This window comes from Ferrigenium sp. UT5, assembly GCF_045866295.1.
Taxonomy (GTDB): domain Bacteria; phylum Pseudomonadota; class Gammaproteobacteria; order Burkholderiales; family Gallionellaceae; genus Sideroxyarcus.
The window spans coordinates 1-19,450 of sequence record NZ_BAAFRY010000023.1 but is presented as its reverse complement, the minus strand read 5'-3'; the positions used below and the strand labels follow the sequence as shown (position 1 = coordinate 19,450).

The window sequence follows — 19,450 nt, the reverse complement described above, 5'->3', positions numbered from 1 at the left end:
CATGTCAATCAGCGTCCAGTTGTTTCCACTTTATCGGTTGGCTGAGTTGAAATTTTTGCAACATCGGTAGAGCAGTATTGAGAAGAAAATGCCCGCCCCCGCATAAAGCGGGAAGCGGGCATCAGCCGTGTTACCGGGGCGTGCTTACTTCTTCCCGAACTGCCCCAGCTTGCGCCATGTCTCCAGCAAGGTGTCCGGGTTGAGCGACATGGTCTGGATGCCGATCTCCATCAGCCATTGTGCGAAGTCGAAGTGGTCGGAGGGACCCTGGCCGCAGATGCCGACGTATCTACCCTTGCGGTTGCAGGTCTCGATGGCCATCTTGAGCAAGGCTTTCACGGCATCGTCGCGCTCGTCAAAGCGGTCCGCGACCAGGCTGGAGTCACGATCCAGACCGAGCGTGAGTTGCGTCAGGTCGTTGGAGCCGATAGAGAAGCCGTCGAAGTATTCGAGGAACTGCTCCGCCAGCAAGGCGTTGGAGGGGATCTCGCACATCATGATGAGACGCAGGCCATTCACGCCGCGCTTCAATCCGTTCTTCTCCAAGGTGGCGACGACTTCGCGTGCCTCACCCACGGTACGCACGAAGGGGATCATCAGCTCGACGTTGGTGTAACCCATCTTTTCGCGCACCCGCTTCATGGCGCGGCATTCGAGTTCGAAACAGTCGCTGAAGTTGGCGGCAACGTAACGCCCAGCACCACGGAAGCCGATCATCGGATTCTCTTCCACGGGTTCGTACAGTTCGCCGCCGATCAGCTTGCGGTACTCGTTCGATTTGAAATCGGACAGGCGCACGATGACCTTCTTCGGCCAGAACGCCGCCGCCAGGGTGGAGACCCCTTCGGCGATCTTTTCCACATAGAACTCGACCGGATCGGCATAACCGGCAGCGCGCTGCATCACGGCCTCGTGGATTTTGCCGGGCAGCTTGTCGTATTCCAGCACCGCTTTGGGGTGGATGCCGATGAGGTTGTTGATGATGAATTCGAGCCGGGCGAGACCGACTCCAGCAGACGGCAATTGCGCGAACTCGAACGCCAGCGTGGGGTTGCCCACGTTGAGCATCAGCTTGACGGGAATGGCGGGTAACGCGGCCTCATCATGTACCACCACCTCGAACGGCAGCTTGCCGTGATAGACGAAACCGGTGTCGCCCTCGGCACACGAGACCGTGACCTCCTCGCCGTCCTGCAAGGCAGTGGTGGCATGGCCGCAACCCACGATGGCGGGGATGCCCAACTCGCGCGCGATGATGGCGGCATGGCAGGTGCGCCCGCCGCGGTTGGTGACGATGGCGGACGCCTTCTTCATCACCGGCTCCCAGTTGGGGTCGGTCATGTCGGTGACCAGCACATCGCCCGCTTGCACCTTGTCCATTTCGGCCGGGCTGGCGACGATGCGCACGCGACCCGCGCCGATCTTCTGGCCGATGGCGCGCCCTTCCACCAGCACGTCGCCGCGTTGCTGCAAACGGTATTTTTCGCTGCTGCCGGCGGCTGCATTGGACTTCACCGTCTCAGGGCGCGCTTGCAGGATGTACAGCTTGCCATCGAGACCGTCCTTGCCCCACTCGATGTCCATCGGACGACCGTAGTGTTTTTCGATTGACATGGCGTAGCGCGCCAGCTGCAACACGTCTTCGTCGGTCAGCGAGAAACGACGCTGGTCGGCGACGGGCACAGGCTCGACGCGGCATGAACGCCCCGCGGAGCGCTGCTCGTCGAACACCATGCGTTGCTGTTTGGAACCCAGACCACGGCGGATGACCGCAGGAAAGCCTGCCGCCAGTTGCTGTTTGTGCACGTAGAACTCGTCCGGGTTCACCGCGCCTTGCACCACCATCTCGCCCAGCCCATATGACGAGGTGATGAACACGGCATCGCGGAAACCGGATTCGGTATCCATGGTGAACATCACGCCGGATGCGCCCAAGTCGGAACGCACCATGCGCTGGATGCCGGCCGACAAGGCGACATCGGCGTGGGTGAAATCCTTGTGCACGCGATAGGAGATGGCGCGGTCGTTGTAGAGCGAAGCGAACACCTCGCGGATGGCGTGCAGGATGTTGTCGATGCCGTGGATGTTGAGGAAGGTCTCTTGCTGTCCGGCGAACGAAGCATCGGGCAAATCTTCTGCGGTGGCGGAGGAGCGCACCGCGAAGCTGCCTTCACCTTCGGCAACCAGCTTTTCGTAGTGGGTGCGGATTTCCTGTTCCAGTTGCGCGGGCAACGGCGCTGCCACGATCCAGTTGCGGATAATGCGTCCGGCTTCGGCCAACGCCGAAACATCCTCGATGTCCAGCTTGGAGAGCTTCTCCTCGATGCGCTTGTCCAGTCCGCCATGCGCCAGAAAGTCGCGGTAAGCCTGCGCCGTGGTGGCAAAACCGCCAGGCACATGCACCCCGGACGAGCTCAAATTCGAGATCATTTCGCCGAGCGAGGCGTTCTTGCCCCCGACCTGTGGAATGTCGGCGATGCCCAGGCGTTCAAATGGAATGACGTACGGCTGCATGTTGTTCTCCCTCGTTAAAAAATGTGGTGGGTCGGACTTCAGTCCGACATGTCGGGTCACCCCGCAGGGGTTATTGCTCCCTTGTGGTGAAACCCGACCTACCCTTTATGCTCGCAGTGTCCCGCGCAATGGTTGCCACAACCGCCGCAGCCTTCCTTGCCGTCCTCGCGCAAGAGGCCGAATTCCGGATGACGCGCGGCATACTGCCGTGCCGCAGTCTGCACGCCGATCCAGGCAAACACCAGGGCGAGCAGGACGAGGATGGTCAGCGCGTAGGTCATCGCGACACTCCCACGCCGCCAAAACCCATGAACGCCAGCGACAGTAAGCCGGCCATCATCAGCGCCAGCGCCGTGCCCTGCATCACGTCCGGAATGTTGGACAGTTTCAGGCGTTCGCGCACCCCTGCCATCAGCAGCAGCGCCAGCGAAAAACCGGTGCCGCCGCCCAGGCTGAACACGACCGCCTGGCCCAGATCGTAGCCGCGCGCGGTCTGGAACAAAGCCACACCGAGGATGGCGCAGTTGGTGGTGATCAGCGGCAGATAGATGCCCAGCGCGCGGAACAGCGACGGCGAGAATTTTTTCAGCACCATCTCCACCAGTTGCACGGCGGACGCGATCACCACGATGTAGGCGATCAGGCGCAGGAATTCCAGACCGAAATGGGTCAGCAACACATTGAGCGCGTAGCTGCAAAGCGAGGCGACCAGCATCACGAAACTGGTGGCGATGCCCATCGGCACGGCCGTTTCCAGCTTGGCCGAAACCCCGAGGAAAGGACACAGGCCGAGGAACATCGCCAGCACGAAGTTGCTCGACAGCACGGTGATGATGAAAATCTGTGCCAGCGATTCATGCTCCATCATGGCCTCCTTTTCCGGCCATCCGGCGCAGTGCCGCATCCGCCCCCGCAGGCTGCAACGATGGCCTTTCTCCTTCGCTTCCTCTGCCGCTTGCGGGAGAGGATTGAGGAGAGGGTTTCCCCGGAAGCGGACGTCTCCTTTTGGCCAGCCACGCGAACAATAACAGCCAGCCCCCCAGCACGAAGAAACCGCCGGGCGGCAGCACCATCACCACCCACGGCTGGAAATGTTCGCCGAACAGGCTGAAGCCGAACAGTTTGCCGGTGCCAAGAATCTCACGCACGCTGCCCAGCGCAAGCAGGCCCAGGGTGAAACCGATGCCCATCCCCAGCGCGTTGAGCACGGCGGGCAGCAGGGGGTGTTTGGCCGCGTGCGCTTCGGCGCGGCCGAGGATGATGCAATTCACCACGATCAGCTGGATGAAGGCGCCCAGCGCTTCATACAGGGCGAGGCTGACTGCCTGGATGAGGTAATCGACCAGGGTGACAAAGGTGGCGATGATCACGATGTACGTCGCGATGCGCACTTCCTTCGGCACGAAATGGCGCAACAGGGAGATCAGGGCGCAGGAGCTTACCAGCACGAACACGGTGGCCAGCCCCATCCCCAGCGCGTTGAACCCGGACACGGTCACGGCCAGGGTCGGACACATGCCGAGCACCATCACGAACACCGGGTTCTGACGCCAGATGCCCTCCAGGAATTGTTCCAGATGGGTCGGCTGGTTCATGCGCGTGCTCACTTCGCGGCTCCCTCGCTTTTTACTTGCTCCAGCCGGGGCAGCAGCAGCGGCAGCAAACGCTGCGCACTGTCGTTGATGCCGCGCCCGATCGCCTTGGACGAGATGGTTGCGCCGGAGATGGCATCGATCTCCCACGCAAAACGCTTGGTGCCGTGCTTGACCGCGCGCACGGCGTGCGCCAGTCCCTGCCCGTCCTCCGCCAGCGTCAGATCAAGGCTGTCAAAATTGGCGAGGAAGTCGGCGTCGCTGGCGACATTGTCGCCGATTCCAGGCGTTTCCTTCATCTGGATCACGCGGATGCCGAAGATGCATTCGCACGCCGGACGATAGCCGTACAGCACGCGCACCGTGTCCGCATAGCCGCGCGCACCGCCCTCGGCGGCGATGGCCTGCAACTCTCCTGCGGCATTGTAAGCGGCATGGAAGCGCACCGCGCCGGACACCTGGGTCTGGCCGGCGCGCTGGAGGCCGGCCGGCGTGGCGTCGAAATCGACGATGCGCGCGGCATCCGGCACCAGTGCGCGCACCGCGCGCTCCAGCACGATCTTTTTGTTCGCCGCGATGGCGGGAAGCGTAAGTTGCCACACCGCCACGATCAGCGCGCCGCAGAGCGTGGTGACCAGCCCCAGCGTGGCGACCAGGCGCGTGCCCGGGGTGATGTCGGCGGGCGGCGGGGCGAGTTTGTCCGTTTCGCTCATTTCGATTTGGCTCCGAACACCCCGGGTTGCAGATATTTATCCAGCAGGGGCGCGGCGGCATTGCCGATCAGGATGGCGTACATCACCCCTTCGGTGAGGCCGCCGTAATAGCGGATGACGATGGTCACCGTGCCGATCAGCGCGCCGTACACCCACACCGCGCGCGGCGTTACCGGCGAGGTGGCCATGTCGGTTGCCATGAACAGCGCGCCCAGCACCAGTCCGCCCGAAAGCAGCACCAGATGGGGCGGCGGATAGTCTTGTGCATCGAATTGGTGGAAGGCCAGTGCGAGCAGCAGCGCGCTGCCGATGACCGCGACCGGAATGCGCCAATCCATGAAGCGGCGAGCAATCAGATACAAGCCGCACAACAGCAGCAATATGGTCGAAGATTCGCCGGCCGAGGAACTCGACATGCCGGTCAGCAGGTCCTGCACCGGATAGACGAAATGTTCGAATTTCCAGCGTGCCAGCGGGGTGGCGCCGGTGAAACTGTCCACGGTCGCCGCGGCGATCCATGAACTGAGGTCGTTCGGCTGCATCAGCGGCAGGGTCAGGGTGGACGGGATGAACTCGGTGAAGCGTTGCGGGGCGAAGGCCGGCGCCCAGGTGGAGATGGCGGCAGGAAAGGCGGCCTGCACGAAGGCGCGCCCGACCAGCGCCGGGTTGAACGGATTGTGCCCCAGTCCGCCGAACAGCGACTTGCCCAACCAGATCGCAGTGAAACCCGCCACCGCCGCCATCCACAGCGGGAAAGCGGGCGGCAGGGTCAGCGCGAGCAACACGCCGGTGATGGTCGCGCTCCAGTCGGACAGGGTGTTCGCCGTCGCGGAAAGATGGTTGGCGATGCGCTCGGCAGCGAGACAGGACAGGGTGACGGTGACGATCAGCGCGATCGCCGACAGCCCGTATTGCCAGACCGAGAAGGCGCAAACCGGTAGCAGCGCGTACACCACGTGGCGCATGATGGTCGGCACATCGCGGCCGCTGTGCACGTGGGGCGAGGCGTGCAGCTCGATGCTCATACCGGTTTTCTTTCGCGCAGGAAGGCCTTGGCGGCGCGGAACTGCTGCACAAGGGGAATGTGCGAGGGGCACACGTAACTGCAACAGCCGCACTCGAAGCAATCACCCAGATGATAGTGTTCGGCCATCTCGTCGTACTCGCGTTTGGCGGACAGCATGCCGAGCTGGGTCGGGTTCAAACCCATCGGACAGACGTTGACGCACTCGCTGCAATGGATGCATGCCCACTCGTTGCGGCCGACCGCCTGCAACATGCGGCGGTCGAACACCAGGATGCCGGAGGTACCCTTGGTCACCGGAATATCGAGCGAGGTCGCCGCCTGCCCCATCATCGGGCCGCCGAGGATGACCTCGCGCTCGGTGCACGCGGGGTCGCCCGCCCAGTCCAGCACGTCGCGTATTGTGGTGCCGAGCGGAATCCAGTAGTCGCCGGGTTTTTTGATGCCGGGGCCGGCCAGCGTCACCACCCGTTCGATCAGCCCTTCGCCGCGCGGCAGCAGGCGCCCGAGCAGCGCCAGCGTGCCGACATTGTTCACCACCACCCCGACTTGCGAAGGCAGGCCGCCGGCCGGCACGTCCAGCCCGAGCAGCGACTTGATCAGCATCTTCTCCGCGCCCTGCGGATATTTGGTCTGCACCGCCTCGACGCGGATGCTGCCGTCGGCCGGCAGATGCGGGCGGATCGCCTCCAGCGCGTCGAGCTTGTTGTCTTCCACACCGATGAGGGCGCGCGGTGCGCCGGCCGCCCGCATCGCGATACGCGTGCCGGCCACCAGTTCGCGCGGCCATTCGCGCATCAGCTTGTAATCGCAGGTGAGATACGGCTCGCATTCGCAACCGTTGACGAGCAGGGTGTGGATTTTTACGTTGGCGGGCACGTTGAGTTTGGCGTGGCTGGGAAAGGTGGCACCGCCCAAGCCCACCATGCCGATGTCCTGGATGGCGGCGATCAGCCGGGCGTGATCCAGTGCATCGATATCCTGCGGCGCGCTCCAGCGCACCTCCTGCGGCGAAGCCTCGTACACATGCAGCACCATCGACTGCACCCACGCGCCGCGTGCGCCGGGCATCAAAGCGATCGCCTCCACCACGCCATCGGCGGGCGCATGAATTGGGGATGACATCGCACCATTCGCGCTGGCGATGGGTTGGCCGCGCACAACTTCCTGTCCGACTGCGACCAGAGGGGTGGCCGGTTTGCCGATATGCTGCGCCAGCGGCAGCACCAGCTTGCGCGGGAACGGCATGCGCCGGATCGGCTGCGCCAGGGCATCCTTGTGCGAAGCGGGGTGGATGCCGCGCGCGAAGGTGCGGCGCGGCAACAAAGAAAAAAGTGAAGCAAGCAAGGGGGAGGCAGAAGCGCCTTCCGCCAAGGAGGGGCGCGCGCAGAGCGCAGGGGAGAGTAGCCCCCCCTTTGCATTGCCCGCTTCACTTAAAAACTGCAGACGCATGATCGTCGCCGTATTCCGTTTAGTTGAACTTCGCCGCCCGCGCCATGAGTTTATCCAGATTCGGCTCGCTCGGGTTCCAGGGCGTGCCCGGATGGATGATGCCGGCGGTACATTTCTCCGCCGCCTTCACCACATCAAGGAAGGTGCCCGCCGTCGGATTGATGACTACGGCCTTGTTCTGCGCGTTGTAGGCGAAGATCTTCGGGTTGATGCCGGTGCATTCGTCGCAAGTCGTGCATTCCGGGGTGTCGATCCACACGGCATCGAAAGCGGCAGCGGGCGCGGTGCTACTGCTTGCCTTGCCACCGGCGCCTGTTGCCGTGGCGGCCGGACTGAAATCGCCGCCGAGGCTGCTCGTGATGCGCTGCAGCAGTTCGCTGCGCACGCGTGTTGCCACTTCCTCCTCGTTGGCGGCCGGGCGATTCAGGCCGGCCACATCCTGCAATTGCCGCCAGAACTGCTGCCGCTCGATGCAGGCGTTCACCATTTCCTGCGAGGTCAGCACGCGCATCAGCCGCTGCTTCTTGTCCACCGCCCAGATGAACGGGAACTTGCCTTCGCGTTCGTCGGCGGGCAGTTTGAGGAAGTCGGCCAGCAGCACCATGTCGTCATTCCAGGTTTGCGGCGGCGCCTTCTTGAATTGCTTGGCGAAGCGGCCCTCGGTCAGCGCGAAATCGGCAAAGGTCAGCGGCAGCGCCATCTTCTGTACCGCGCCCGCCTCATCCAGATATTCCAGCGTGTATTCGATCCAGTCGCGGTCGAGCGACGGGTTGCCTTCCAGCGTCGCGCACTCGGAGAAGGTCACGCCGGCATCCGGGTCGTAGCGGAACAGCGGATAGGCGCGCGACTCCACCGCAAGCTTGCTCTGGTGGGTCAGCATGTCGTCGCCCACGCCCTGCTCCGGCGGGCACACGGCGTAGATGTTGAACAGGGCCGGACGGCGGCTGTTGAGACCGTCGATATAGCCCTCGATCAGATGGGTCGGGTGCGCCACGCTGCCCTGCAGCACGAAGGCGCTGCGATGGGTCATGCCGATCAGGCTGATCTCCTTGCGGATTTCGGTCTTGCCATGGTCTTTCTTGCCATACGGCGACATGTCGGCCACCTGTCCGATGAAGCCGGACGTGCAGGCCTGGCCACCGGTGTTCGAATACACCTGGGTGTCCACCACCAGGACTTTGATCGGCATGCCGGACATCAGCATGCGCGACAGGTTCTGGAAGCCGATGTCATACATCGCCCCGTCGCCACCCACGGACACCACCGGCGGGCACAGGCGCCATTCTTCCTCGGTCAACTGTTCCCAGTTGAACTGGGTGAAGAAGGCATCGTGCTGTTCCGGATCATAACCATCGGTCAGTTCGATCTCCGCCATGCGCACTGCCTTGAAGCCGTCCACCATCGTCGCCATGTGCCCCTCGAACACGCCCATCGCGACCGAGGGCGAATCCTGGAACAGGTGCGAAGTCCACGGGAAGGGATAGGGATTGAAGGGGAAAGTCGAAGCCCACACCGAGGTGCAGCCGGTGGAATTGACGATGCCCATCTGCGCGCGGCCCTTGTGGTTTTTGCCCTCGACATAACGCCAGCGCAGGTCGTTCAACTTCTCCAGCAGGCGCGTCACGCGCCCGAGCCAGACCGGGTCAATGGGTTCGCCTCCGTCCTGTTGCGCCAGCGACGCGGACAGATTGGCCAGGGTCAGGTCCTCGCCGCGGTGGGCCTGCATCGCCTTGAGCACCGCCTGCGTATCGGTCAGATGAACGGTGCCTGCCAGTTTCATGCGCAGATGGTTCTCCAGTTTTTCGATCAGGTCGTCGAGCTTGGCCACGAATGCCCGCGTGCGCGGCTGCATCAGCGCGGTGACAGTGCTGGTGAACAGATGGATCGCGGTCTTCTCGCCGCAGCCGAGGCACGCGCCGTCGCCGCTGGACATCGAGTTGTAGTTGTTCTTGTCGAGCAACAGCGTATCCAGCGCGCCGATCTTTTCGTTCAGGTCGTCGATGCGGTTGTACTGCGCCGGCGTGGTCGGCAGGTCCTGCCAGAAGTCCCAGTCGCGGCGCAAGGTGGCCACGCTGTCTGCACTTTGCGTGACCATGCGCAGCGCGTTGTCGTCGCACACATCGACGCACACGGCGCAGCCCTTGCAGGTGTAAGGGTTGATGGTGATGGAAAACAGGCCGCCGCTGCCCGGCTGCTTCTTTTCCTTCTGGTTCCAGTACGGTTTGGTGGTGGCGAACTTGAACCCGCCCAGCGTTTCGCGCAGCAGGTCGAGCTCTTTTTCCAGCCGCCCGCGATCATCGCCCTGGGTCGGGTCGGCGGCGAAGGCCTCGGTGATGGCCTGGTTCAACAGGGCGCGGACATCGAGACCGTCTTTTTCCAGCGCGCCGTGCAACTGCTTGTCGATGGCGCGGCTGAATTTGCGCAGGAAACGCGTCGGCCGACCGCCGATCTCGATTTTCTGGATCGCGGTATTGAGGACGTCGGCGGTGGTCGAGACCAGGCCGGGAATCGCATTGTCCGGACACTGGGTGTAGCACGCGCCACAGGCGGTGCAGTTCTCCGCGATCCATTCCGGATGCTCGAAACGGATCTGCGTCATGTCGCGATACACGCCGGTAACGGCGGGGATCAGCGCCAGCCCCATGAAGGGGTCGACCAGATTGTCGGAGCCCTGCCCCTTCAGGTAGAAGCTGCCGGTCTGTTCCCAGAAACGGTGGATATCGGTGATCCCGCCGGCGCCTTCCGGAATGCGTTTGAGCATCGCCGGCAGGGCTGCTGCGGCCACCGGCAGATGCTGGCGTTGGCCGACCTGCTTGGCGCCGGCCGGGATCTCGCAGATCTCTTCGAAGCCGCGGCGCACTACGCGCAGATTGTCTTCGACGATGCGCTTGCCCTTCTTGCCAAACTTGGCTTCCAGCTGGTTTTCGATCGCGGTGAACAGATTCTCGTCGGTCAGCCCGGCGCGGTCCTTGACGTCGGACGCATGGAAGAACGCGCCCTGGAAAGCGTTGCCTTGCATGCGCAGTTGCAGGTCGGGATTGGAAGATTCCTCGCGCGCGATCTTGAACGCATCCAGATAGAACACCCGGATGGCGTTTTCCACGATGTATTTTTGTGTTTGCAGCGGGAAGGTCGCCCACACCGCTTCCGGGGTGGCGAGGTTGCTCTGGATGATGAACACGCCATTCTTTTTCAGACCGGCCACCGCGTTGGTGTGCAGGAAGACCTGCGGGTCGGGCGACAGCGCGACATCAATTTCTTTGTATTCGCAGTTGATGCGGATCGGCTCCGGCGCGGCAGACAAATAGTAGGTGGTCGGCTGTCCCTTCTTTTCCGAACCGTATTTCGGGTTGGCCTTGATGTCCCAGCCGAGCAGTTCGAACAGCGTCATCGCCAGATTCTTGCCGGTGGTCACCGCGCCCCAGCCGCCGACCGAGTGCATGCGCACCGCGATGGCGCCCTTGGGCATCAGGTTGGGATTCTCCGAGCCGCGCAGCGCCATCTCCTTGATGCGCGGATAGGCGGCCTGCAGTTCCTGCTGGCGGAATTCCTGTTTCGGGGTGGCCGACTCGTCGCGCACGAAATCCACCGACAGGTAGTAGAACTTGCGGCGTGCCGCGCCCGGCAGCATGTTTTCCACCGCCGCAATCAGCCCTTCCGGTTGCAGGTCGCGCGAACCCAGACCGTAGCAGCCCGAATATAGCGAGGGCATGTCTTTGGCGTTGGCATAGCTGGCATACTCGGGATAGGAATCGTCGCGCCCGTTCTCGATGCACTTGGTCACGGTGGCGCGCACTTCACGCATCAGCGGCAGGTCTTCCGCCAGCGGCTGGTCGGTGCGCTCCAGCACCGCCACGCCTTTTTTGCCCTTGAGGATCTTGCCCAGCATATCGCCGGGGAAGGGGCGGAACAGGGTGAGGTTGACCACGCCAACCTTGAGTTTGCGCTGCTCGCGCAGCCAGTCGGCGACCGCCGCCGCCTGTACCGTCATGCTGCCCTGGCCGACGATGAGATAGTCGGCATCGTCGCAGCGGTATTGGCCCACGCGCTGGTAACGGCGTCCGGTGAGCTGGTAGAACGCGTCCATGCTCTGTTCCATCAGCGCCGGGATGTGCTGGAAAAAATAGGGGCGCTGTGCCGCGACCGCCTGCATGTAGCCGTCCTGATTGGTCACCACCCCGGATTGCACCGGATTGTCCACGTCCCACAATTGCGGCACGCGGCGGCGGGTGTCGCCGTAGAGGATGCGCTGCGCCGGGGTGGGGGTGGCGATGAGGTCGTCCGGATGGCCGAGGAATTCATTCACCAGTTCCCGCTCCGGCACCAGCACCGGTTCGATCAGGTGGGTGGTCAGGAAACCGTCCTGCGCCACCATCGCCGGAGTCAGCGCCAGCTCGGCGGTCCTACGCGCGATCAGGTTCAGGTCGGCGGCTTCCTGCGCATTCTTCGCCATCACCTGGATGAAGCCGGTGTCGTCGGCGCAGTGATAATCGTCGTGCGCGCAATGCACGTTGAGCGAATTCTTGGTGATGGCGCGGCAACCGAGATTGAGCACGTAGGGCAGGCGCTTGCCGACCGCGGCATACAGCGATTCGTGCATGAAGGCCATGCCCTGCGAGGATGTGAAGTTCACCGCGCGCAAGCCGGTCATCGACAGTCCGGCGGTGACGCCGGCGGCGGCGTGCTCGGATTCCGGCTCGATGAAGATCAGCGGCCGGCCCGCGGTGTTGACGTGGCCGGCGGCGACCGCTTCCGCCCAGTATTCGCCCATCTGCGTCGAGGGCGTGATCGGGTAGGCGCCGGCGCCGTCGGACGCTTCGCGCTCCACCATGATCACGGCAGTGTTTCCGTCGATGGCATCGCGTACGCCGGGATATTTGAACCCGGTTTCCTGCTTGGCGCCGGTGAGGGCGTCGAGCAGCTTGAATTGTTTGATCTTGTTCAGCATGGCGAGGGCTCCTTGATTTATTCGGGCTAGGCTTCTGCCATGACAGGCAGGGGTTGGATGCGGATGATTTTTTTGGCGGCGTGGCCCTTGGCGATGCGCTCGCCTTCGAGCCAGACGATGGCGCCGGTGGGGCAACGCTCGATGGCGTGACGGTCGGCCTGTCCGTTCAGGTCATAGTCGATCACCGCAAGGTTGTTCTTGAGGGCGATCAAGCCGGGCGCGGCATCGACCACGCATTTGCCGCAGGCGGTGCAGGCGACCTCGCACACCGCTTCGGCGGCCAGCGGGTCAGCCTCGTTGCGGCAGGCCAGCCACAGTTGGCGCGACACCGGTTGCAGCGAGAACAATTGCTTCGGGCAGATATCGACGCAGTCGCCGCAGGCCGTGCACTTGTCCGCAATCACCTGCGGCAGGCCGTGCGGGTCCATGACGATGGCATCGAAGTCGCACACCTCGGCACAGTCGCCGATGCCGAGACAGCCCCAGGCGCAGGCCTTGCCGCCGCCGCCAGCGATAGCGGCGGAACGGCAGGAAGCGTGACCGACATATTCGGCGCGGATCTTTGCGACATGGCTGCCGCCGGCGCAAGCCAGCCGCGCCACGCGTTTTTCGACATCGCCCAGGGTGATGCCCAGCATTTCGGCGATGGACTGATTCTGTTCGGGTTGATTGACCGTGCAGCGGGCGGGTTCGAGCTTGCCCTCGACGACCTGTTCGGCGAAGTTGCGGCAGCCGGCGGTGCCGCACGCGCCGCAATTGGAATGCGGCAGCATGTCCTCGACTTCGTTGATGCGGGAATCCTCAAAGACATACAGGCGCTTGCCGGCGATGGCCAGAAACAGCGCCAATAGCCCGCCCAGTGCCGCCATGAATGCGCCCGCCAATACAATATTGTGCAGTGTTTCCATGAAGCTTCTCCCCGGTTGAGATGAGTGTGGGACTCGTTCAACTTATTTTTTTGTTGGGGCAAGACTATTGAAGTTACAATCTTTTGGGGAATCAATAATTTCAATTTTCATTATTGGAATTGAAAATTGATGGGAGAAAGACAGCATGCCAACAGACAAACAGGCTTACTACAAGAACAGCCGGCTCAAACAGATGCGCGCTTTCTGCCAAGTGGTGCGCTGCGGCAGCGTCACGCTGGCGGCGCAGAAATTGTTCCTCAGTCAGCCGTCGATCACCCTGCAGGTGCAGGCGCTGGAGCGGGAATTGAGTACCACCCTGTTCGAGCGCCACGGACCGACGCTGAAACTCACCCCGGACGGCGAGGCGCTGTTCAGTCTGGCCGAACCGCTGGTGCGCGGGATCGACGATTTGCACACCAATTTTGTGTCCCAGAGCGGGCGTCTGGAATCCGGTGAACTCAACATCGGCGCGGGTGAATCGACCATTCTGTATATCCTGCCGGAAGCAGTCAGCCGTTTCGTCAAGGCGTATCCCGGCGTGCACCTGCGCCTGTTCAACGTGACCGGGCGCGACGGCCTGAAGATGCTCAAGGCGGACGAGATCGACTTTGCCGTCGGCTCCATGCTGGAAGTGCCGGAGGACATCTCCTATCAGCCGGTGGTCACGTACGACCCGGTGTTGATCGTGCCGCCCGGACATCCTCTGGCCAAGATAAAAAAGGTGACACTCGAACACATCAGCCAGTTTGGCCTGATTCTGCCGCCGCGCCACCTTTCCACCTGGGGCATGGTCAAGTATGTGTTCCAGCAGCACAACCTGTCATTCCGGGTCACACTCGAAGCGGGTGGATGGGAAGTCATCAAGAAGTATGTGGAGATGGGCATGGGCATCTCCATCGTGACCGACATCTGCCTCAACGGTTGCGAGAAACTGGAGCGCATCCCGCTCAAGGAATATTTCCCGCAACGCGACTACGGACTGGTGCTGCGCAAAGGCAAATTCCTCTCGCCGCAGGCACAACGCTTCGTCGAGATGCTGATCGAGGTGTATCAGGATCGGGTGGCCCCGTAGCAAACAGGGAGTCAATCGATTAAGTCAGTTGACTTAATCGATTGACTGAATTAGGGTGCGTCCCTCATCTGCCGCCGGAGCGCGCTTGAACCCCAACCAACAATCCGTCTGCCCCTTCGTCAACATGGCGCAGCGCCTGCTCGGGCATCCGCCTGCCTCGCAGGAGGAGACGCGCTGGCGCCTGTTGCAGGCGGCGGTCGAAGTGTTTGCCGAATCCGGTTATCACGCGGCGACCACGCGCGAGATCGCGCGCCGTGCCGCAGTGAATCTGGCGGCGATCCACTACCACTTCGGCGACAAGGCGGCGCTCTACCGCGAAGTGTTCCGCCTGCCGTTCCTCACTGCATGCAACGGTTTCGTCTCGCTCGATCTGGCGCGGGCGAACCTGCGCGAAGGCTTGCTCGCTTTCTATACCTGGCTGTTCCCGCCTGGCGCAGAAGAAGACCCGATGCTGCGCCAGTTCATGCGCCTGCATGCACGCGAAGAGGCGGAACCGAGCGGAGTGCTGGGCGACGCAGTGGTGCAGGCTTACCGTGCCAATCACGAAAAGATGCAGGCACTGCTGTGCCGCGAGTTCGGCTTGACGGCTGCCGATGCCGAGGTGGACCGCTTGTGTTTCTGTCTCGCCGGACTGGCCACCGTCTATTTCCATGGCGGGCGCAATGCCGTGGAGTCCCTTGCGCCGCAACTGGTGCACGGTGTGCCGGCGCGCGAGGCCATGGTGGCGCGGCTGGTCGAGTATGCGCAGGTGCTGATCGCCGGCGAACAGGAGCGTCGTCGCCGTGCGTGACATTGATGCCGATCTCCCTGAAGGATTGATTGTTTCGCGTTCTCCGCGCCACCGCGCGCGACCCGGCTATCCCGCAACAAGGAAAACAGAATGAAAATATCGCTCATCGCTTTCAAACAACACAGACTTCGCCTCCTGTTGGGTGCAGCCCTCGTTGCGGGCGCGACGCTCTGGCTGCTGAACCGACACAGCGTGGCGGCGCCTGCGGTGGCGGCAGTCAGCCGGCCGGCCCTGACCGTCAGCACGGTGACCATGCGCTCAGAGCAGTGGGCGCAGACCTTGTCCGCCAACGGCAGCATCGTGCCGTGGCAGGAAGCCCTCATCGGCGCGCAGTTGCCGGGGGTGCGCATCGCGGATGTGAAAGTCAGCATCGGCGACCGGGTGCGGCGCGGCGAGATTCTGGCGACACTGGACAATGCGCTGCATCCGGCGGGCGGCGATGTACCGCAGGGGCGGATCGTCGCTCCGGATGATGGCGTCATCTCTTCGGTCAGCGCGAATGTCGGTTCCATGCCGCAGACCGGGACAGAGCTGTTCCGCCTGATCCGCCAGGGACGGCTGGAATGGCAGGCCGAATTGACGGCAGAAGAACTGATGCGCCTGCGCCGCGGCATGCGCGCCTCGATCACCTTGAGCGGGGGCCGAACGGTGCAGGGAACGGTGCGCGCCATCTCGCCCAAGGTCGAAATGCAAACCCGCTTCGGCCATGCCCTGGTTCGCCTTGACGACAGCAACGCCATCGTCGCCGGCGTATTCGCACGCGGCACGTTCGACTTGAGCGGCGGCACACGAAAATTGAGCTCGCTCCCGCAGACTGCGGTCATGCAGCGCGGCAGCATGACCTATGTGCTGGTCGTGGATGCGGCTTCGCGCGTGCACGAGCGCGCGGTCGCGATCGGCCAGCGGCTGGGAGACCGGGTCGAGATTCGACAGGGGCTCGACCCCGCCGAGCGCGTGGTGGAGACCGGCGGGCCCTTCCTGACCGAAGGTGACGTGGTGCAGGTGGTGAAGGAATAAAGCGGCCATTTGGCCAAACTCGAAAAAGCAATTGAGCCACGGATGAAGACAAATGGACACGGATGTTTATTCGCCTGCCACGATGAAACGGATTACCTGCCGTTTTTATCGGTGTTCATCCGTGTTGATCTGTGGCAGAAGTTTTTTTGAGGCAAACACGATGAATTGTACGAAGCTACCATGAACGTTTCCGCCTGGTCCATCCGCAATCCCATCCCGGCCGTGCTGGGTTTCATCCTGCTGACTTTCCTCGGCGTGATGGCCTTCAAGGCCATGAAGATCCAGCTCTTCCCGGACATCGATCTGCCGATGGTCACGGTCACGGCGCAGTTGCCCGGCGCTTCCCCGGATCAGATGGAAACCGAGGTGGCGCGCAAGATCGAGAATGCGCTGGCCAGTGTGCAGGGGCTGAAACACCTCTATACCCAGGTCAAAAATGGTAGCACGGTCATCTCGGCCGAATTCCGCCTGGAGCGCGATTCGCGCGAAGCGCTGGAAGATGTGCGCTCGACCGTCGCGCGCGTGCGCGGCGACCTGCCGCGCGAGATGCTCGAACCCATCATCAACAAGGTGGAGTTGAGCGGCAAACCCCTGCTGACCTATACCATTGCCGCCGCGGACATGAGCGAGGAGGAGCTGTCCTGGTTCGTGGACAACAATGTGACCAAACATCTGCTCGGCGTGAAGGGCGTGGGCGCGGTCAACCGGGTGGGTGGCGTGACGCGGCAGGTGCGGGTCGAGCTCGATCCGGTCAAGCTGCTGGCCCTCAACCTGACGGCCTCCGAAATTTCCAGCCAGTTGCGCCAGATTCAACAGGAAGCGCCGGGCGGGCGCACCGACCTGGGCAGCATGGAGCAATCCGTGCGTACCGTGGCGACCGTGCAGACCGCAGCCCAACTGGGGCAGATAGAAATTGCCCTGCGCGACGGGCGCAGCATCCGCCTCGACCAGGTGGCCGACGTGCGCGACACCATCGCCGAAAGGCGTTCGGCCGCGCTGCACGACGGCCAGCCGGTGGTCGGTTTCGAGATCGTGCGCTCCCTCGGCGCGAGCGACGTGGCGGTGGCGCGCGGCGTGGCGGCCGCGCTGGACGAATTCAAATTGGCGCATCCCCAGATCCGCACGAATCTTGTGTTCAACACGGTCGATACGGTCTATCAAGCCTACAAGGGCTCGATGGAGATGATCTTCGAGGGCGCCTTGCTGGCCGTGATCGTGGTGGTCTTTTTCCTGCGCAATACGCGCGCCACGATCGTGGCCGCCACCGCCCTGCCGCTCGCCATCATCCCGACCTTCGCCCTGATGTACGCGTTCGGGTTCACCATCAACTTGGTGACGCTGCTTGCGCTGTCATTGGTGGTCGGGGTGCTGGTGGATGATGCCATCGTCGAGATCGAGAACATCATGCGCCATCTGGAGATGGGCAAGACTCCGTATCAGGCGGCGATGGAAGCGGCAGACGAGATCGGCATGGCCGTGATTGCCACGACCTTCACCCTGGTTGCGGTCTTTCTGCCGACGGCATTCATGGACGGCATCCCCGGGCGCTTTTTCGTTCAGTTCGGCTGGACCGCGGCCGTGGCGGTACTGTTCTCGCTGCTGGTGGCACGTCTGCTCACGCCGATGCTGTGCGCGTACTTCCTGCGCCCCCGCGTCAAGCATGCCACGCCGGGCTGGATCGCGATTTATCTGAAGTGGGCGCAATGGTGCCTGCATCACCGCAAGGCCACGCTGCTGGCCACGGCCGCATTCTTTTTCGGTTCCTTCTTTCTGGCCGCGACCCTGCCGACGGCCTTTCAGCCCAAGGACAACCAGTCGCAGACCCAGGTCACGCTGACGCTGCCGCCGGGCAGCAAGTTCGAACAAACCTACGCGCTGGCGGAACAGGCGCGCGCGATCGTGATGCGGAATCCGCACGTGACGCTGGTCTATACCGCCATCGGCGGCGGGGCGGCCGGCGGCAATGCCTTCGAGCCGGCAAGTACGGCAGAAGCGCGCAAGGCAACCCTGTCGGTCCAGCTCAGGGAGCGCGGCGAACGACCGCGCAAACAACCGATCGAGGACGAATTGCTCGAAGCGTTGCGGGCGTTGCCGGGCGTGCGCGTCAAGGTCGGCCTCGGTTCTGCGGCCGACAAATACCAGTTGGTGCTGACCAGCGAGAATGGCGAGTTGCTGAACGAACAGGCGCTGAAAGTCGGGCAGGCGCTGCGCACCCTTCCGGGTATCGGCAACGTGGTGTCGAACGCGAGCATCCTGCGCCCGGAAGTGGTGGTGCGCCCCGATTTTGGTCGCGCGGCCGATCTCGGCGTCACCTCAAGCGCAATTGCCGACACCTTGCGCGTGGCAACCAGCGGCGATTACGATCAGGCGCTGGCCAAGCTCAATCTGCCGGAGCGGCAATTGCCGATCATCGTCAAGCTGCGCGACGATGCGCGGAGCGACCTGGACTTGCTGCAACGCCTGATGGTGCCCGGTACGCGCGGCCCGGTGCCGCTGGTCAACGTGGCCACCCTGACCCTGGAAAGCGGGCTGGCACAGATCGACCGCTACGATCGCCAACGCAACATCACCTTTGATATCGAGCTGGCCGGCCAGCCGATGGGCAAGGTGCAGGCGGCGGTGCAAAATCTGTCCCCGCTCAAGAATCTGCCGGACGGGGTGGGGATGGCACCCATCGGCGACGCCAAGGCGATGCAGGAGCTGTTCGCCAGTTTCGGTCTGGCGATGTTCACCGGCGTGCTGTGCATCTATATCGTGCTGGTGCTACTGTTCAAGGATTTCATGCAGCCGGCCACCATCCTGTGGGCGCTCGTCCTGTCGATCCCGGGCGCCTTCCTCGCCCTGTTCCTCAGCCGCAGCGCGATCTCGATGCCATCGATGATCGGCATCATCATGCTGATGGGAATCGCGACCAAGAACTCGATCCTGCTGGTGGAATACGCCATCGTCTCCCGCCGCGAGCGCGGCATGAACCGCACCGAGGCGCTGCTTGACGCCTGCCGCAAACGGGTGCGGCCGATTGTCATGACCACACTGGCGATGGGCGCCGGCATGCTGCCGGTCGCCCTTGATCTCGGCACCGGCGACGGCAGTTTCCGCTCGCCGATGGCGATCGTGGTCATCGGCGGCCTGATTACCTCGACCTTCTTGAGCTTGCTGGTCATTCCGGTGGTGTTCACCTATGTGGACGACAGCATTGAATGGTTGCGGGCCGCCTTCGGCAAACTGCGCCAGGTACCCGGCAAGTTGAGGGCGGGGGGTGCTGTTGCTATACTCCCGCGCGATTGAACGAAAAACCCAGGCTGCATAAAAGGAGATGGGATGGACGCCTCCCTCCCCACGGGGAGCGAGGTAAGTAAGTAAGAATGAGGTAGCCCCTCGCGGACCTGACGGCATCTAGGTGCCAAGGTGGAGATAATG

14 protein-coding genes are annotated in these 19,450 nt (G+C 63.0%); 5 read left to right on the top strand and 9 right to left on the bottom strand.

The genetic code is table 11. The features are described 5' to 3' along the window. Window positions 1-144 precede the first annotated feature (144 nt). From ppsA to ACKTSJ_RS09190, 9 genes are all read right to left on the bottom strand, one after another. Window positions 145-2,514 (bottom strand): phosphoenolpyruvate synthase, encoded by a 2,370-nt coding sequence (gene ppsA, locus ACKTSJ_RS09230; protein ID WP_407899558.1) that lies wholly within the window; start codon window positions 2,512-2,514, stop codon window positions 145-147. 98 nt (window positions 2,515-2,612) lie between these two features. Continuing rightward, window positions 2,613-2,795, bottom strand: coding sequence for a chemotaxis protein (locus tag ACKTSJ_RS09225; RefSeq protein WP_407899556.1), 183 nt, complete (start codon window positions 2,793-2,795; stop codon window positions 2,613-2,615). After that, entirely contained in the window at window positions 2,792-3,382 is a 591-nt protein-coding gene (locus ACKTSJ_RS09220) for an electron transport complex protein RnfA (protein ID WP_407899554.1), read from the bottom strand. Before ACKTSJ_RS09220 ends, ACKTSJ_RS09225 begins: the two co-directional genes overlap by 4 nt. Next, on the bottom strand, window positions 3,369-4,121 hold the full coding sequence (rsxE, locus tag ACKTSJ_RS09215; protein ID WP_407899552.1) for an electron transport complex subunit RsxE: 753 nt from the start codon (window positions 4,119-4,121) through the stop codon (window positions 3,369-3,371). The genes ACKTSJ_RS09220 and rsxE overlap by 14 nt, the downstream gene beginning before the upstream one ends. Next, window positions 4,118-4,819 (bottom strand): FMN-binding protein, encoded by a 702-nt coding sequence (locus ACKTSJ_RS09210; RefSeq protein ID WP_407899550.1) that lies wholly within the window; start codon window positions 4,817-4,819, stop codon window positions 4,118-4,120. The genes rsxE and ACKTSJ_RS09210 overlap by 4 nt, the downstream gene beginning before the upstream one ends. Then, window positions 4,816-5,844 (bottom strand): RnfABCDGE type electron transport complex subunit D, encoded by a 1,029-nt coding sequence (locus ACKTSJ_RS09205; RefSeq protein WP_407899548.1) that lies wholly within the window; start codon window positions 5,842-5,844, stop codon window positions 4,816-4,818. The genes ACKTSJ_RS09210 and ACKTSJ_RS09205 overlap by 4 nt, the downstream gene beginning before the upstream one ends. Further along, complete coding sequence (gene rsxC / locus ACKTSJ_RS09200; protein WP_407899546.1) at window positions 5,841-7,295, bottom strand: electron transport complex subunit RsxC; 1,455 nt, start codon at window positions 7,293-7,295, stop codon at window positions 5,841-5,843. The genes ACKTSJ_RS09205 and rsxC overlap by 4 nt, the downstream gene beginning before the upstream one ends. Window positions 7,296-7,314: 19 nt before the next feature. Then, window positions 7,315-12,243 (bottom strand): 2-oxoacid:acceptor oxidoreductase family protein, encoded by a 4,929-nt coding sequence (locus ACKTSJ_RS09195; RefSeq protein WP_407899544.1) that lies wholly within the window; start codon window positions 12,241-12,243, stop codon window positions 7,315-7,317. A gap of 26 nt (window positions 12,244-12,269) precedes the next feature. Further along, window positions 12,270-13,151 (bottom strand): (Fe-S)-binding protein, encoded by an 882-nt coding sequence (locus tag ACKTSJ_RS09190; RefSeq protein ID WP_407899542.1) that lies wholly within the window; start codon window positions 13,149-13,151, stop codon window positions 12,270-12,272. Window positions 13,152-13,296: 145 nt separating this feature from the next. On the opposite strand from ACKTSJ_RS09190, the gene ACKTSJ_RS09185 reads away from it, so the two are divergent. From ACKTSJ_RS09185 to ACKTSJ_RS09165, 5 genes are all read left to right on the top strand, one after another. Continuing rightward, entirely contained in the window at window positions 13,297-14,223 is a 927-nt protein-coding gene (locus tag ACKTSJ_RS09185; protein WP_407899540.1) for a LysR family transcriptional regulator, read from the top strand. An 85-nt stretch (window positions 14,224-14,308) separates the two neighbouring features. Next, on the top strand, window positions 14,309-15,013 hold the full coding sequence (locus tag ACKTSJ_RS09180; RefSeq protein WP_407899538.1) for a CerR family C-terminal domain-containing protein: 705 nt from the start codon (window positions 14,309-14,311) through the stop codon (window positions 15,011-15,013). A 90-nt stretch (window positions 15,014-15,103) separates the two neighbouring features. Beyond that, window positions 15,104-16,030 carry an efflux RND transporter periplasmic adaptor subunit gene (locus ACKTSJ_RS09175; protein WP_407899536.1) on the top strand — a complete coding sequence of 309 codons (927 nt, stop codon included), beginning with the start codon at window positions 15,104-15,106 and terminating at the stop codon, window positions 16,028-16,030. Window positions 16,031-16,039: 9 nt separating this feature from the next. Continuing rightward, window positions 16,040-16,180 carry a hypothetical protein gene (locus ACKTSJ_RS09170; RefSeq protein ID WP_407899534.1) on the top strand — a complete coding sequence of 47 codons (141 nt, stop codon included), beginning with the start codon at window positions 16,040-16,042 and terminating at the stop codon, window positions 16,178-16,180. Window positions 16,181-16,210: 30 nt separating this feature from the next. Beyond that, window positions 16,211-19,318, top strand: coding sequence for an efflux RND transporter permease subunit (locus ACKTSJ_RS09165; RefSeq protein ID WP_407899532.1), 3,108 nt, complete (start codon window positions 16,211-16,213; stop codon window positions 19,316-19,318). Window positions 19,319-19,450: the final 132 nt, after the last annotated feature.

What these genes read in the sequence shown, in the direction of transcription:
- ppsA (WP_407899558.1), bottom strand. Translation starts at nt 2,514, where the DNA reads ATGCAGCCGTACGTCATTCCATTTGAACGCCTGGGCATCGCCGACATT.
- ACKTSJ_RS09225 (WP_407899556.1), bottom strand. Translation starts at nt 2,795, where the DNA reads ATGACCTACGCGCTGACCATCCTCGTCCTGCTCGCCCTGGTGTTTGCC.
- ACKTSJ_RS09220 (WP_407899554.1), bottom strand. Translation starts at nt 3,382, where the DNA reads ATGATGGAGCATGAATCGCTGGCACAGATTTTCATCATCACCGTGCTG.
- ACKTSJ_RS09210 (WP_407899550.1), bottom strand. Translation starts at nt 4,819, where the DNA reads ATGAGCGAAACGGACAAACTCGCCCCGCCGCCCGCCGACATCACCCCG.
- ACKTSJ_RS09205 (WP_407899548.1), bottom strand. Translation starts at nt 5,844, where the DNA reads ATGAGCATCGAGCTGCACGCCTCGCCCCACGTGCACAGCGGCCGCGAT.
- rsxC (WP_407899546.1), bottom strand. Translation starts at nt 7,295, where the DNA reads ATGCGTCTGCAGTTTTTAAGTGAAGCGGGCAATGCAAAGGGGGGGCTA.
- ACKTSJ_RS09195 (WP_407899544.1), bottom strand. Translation starts at nt 12,243, where the DNA reads ATGCTGAACAAGATCAAACAATTCAAGCTGCTCGACGCCCTCACCGGC.
- ACKTSJ_RS09190 (WP_407899542.1), bottom strand. Translation starts at nt 13,151, where the DNA reads ATGGAAACACTGCACAATATTGTATTGGCGGGCGCATTCATGGCGGCA.
- ACKTSJ_RS09185 (WP_407899540.1), top strand. Translation starts at nt 13,297, where the DNA reads ATGCCAACAGACAAACAGGCTTACTACAAGAACAGCCGGCTCAAACAG.
- ACKTSJ_RS09175 (WP_407899536.1), top strand. Translation starts at nt 15,104, where the DNA reads ATGAAAATATCGCTCATCGCTTTCAAACAACACAGACTTCGCCTCCTG.
- ACKTSJ_RS09165 (WP_407899532.1), top strand. Translation starts at nt 16,211, where the DNA reads ATGAACGTTTCCGCCTGGTCCATCCGCAATCCCATCCCGGCCGTGCTG.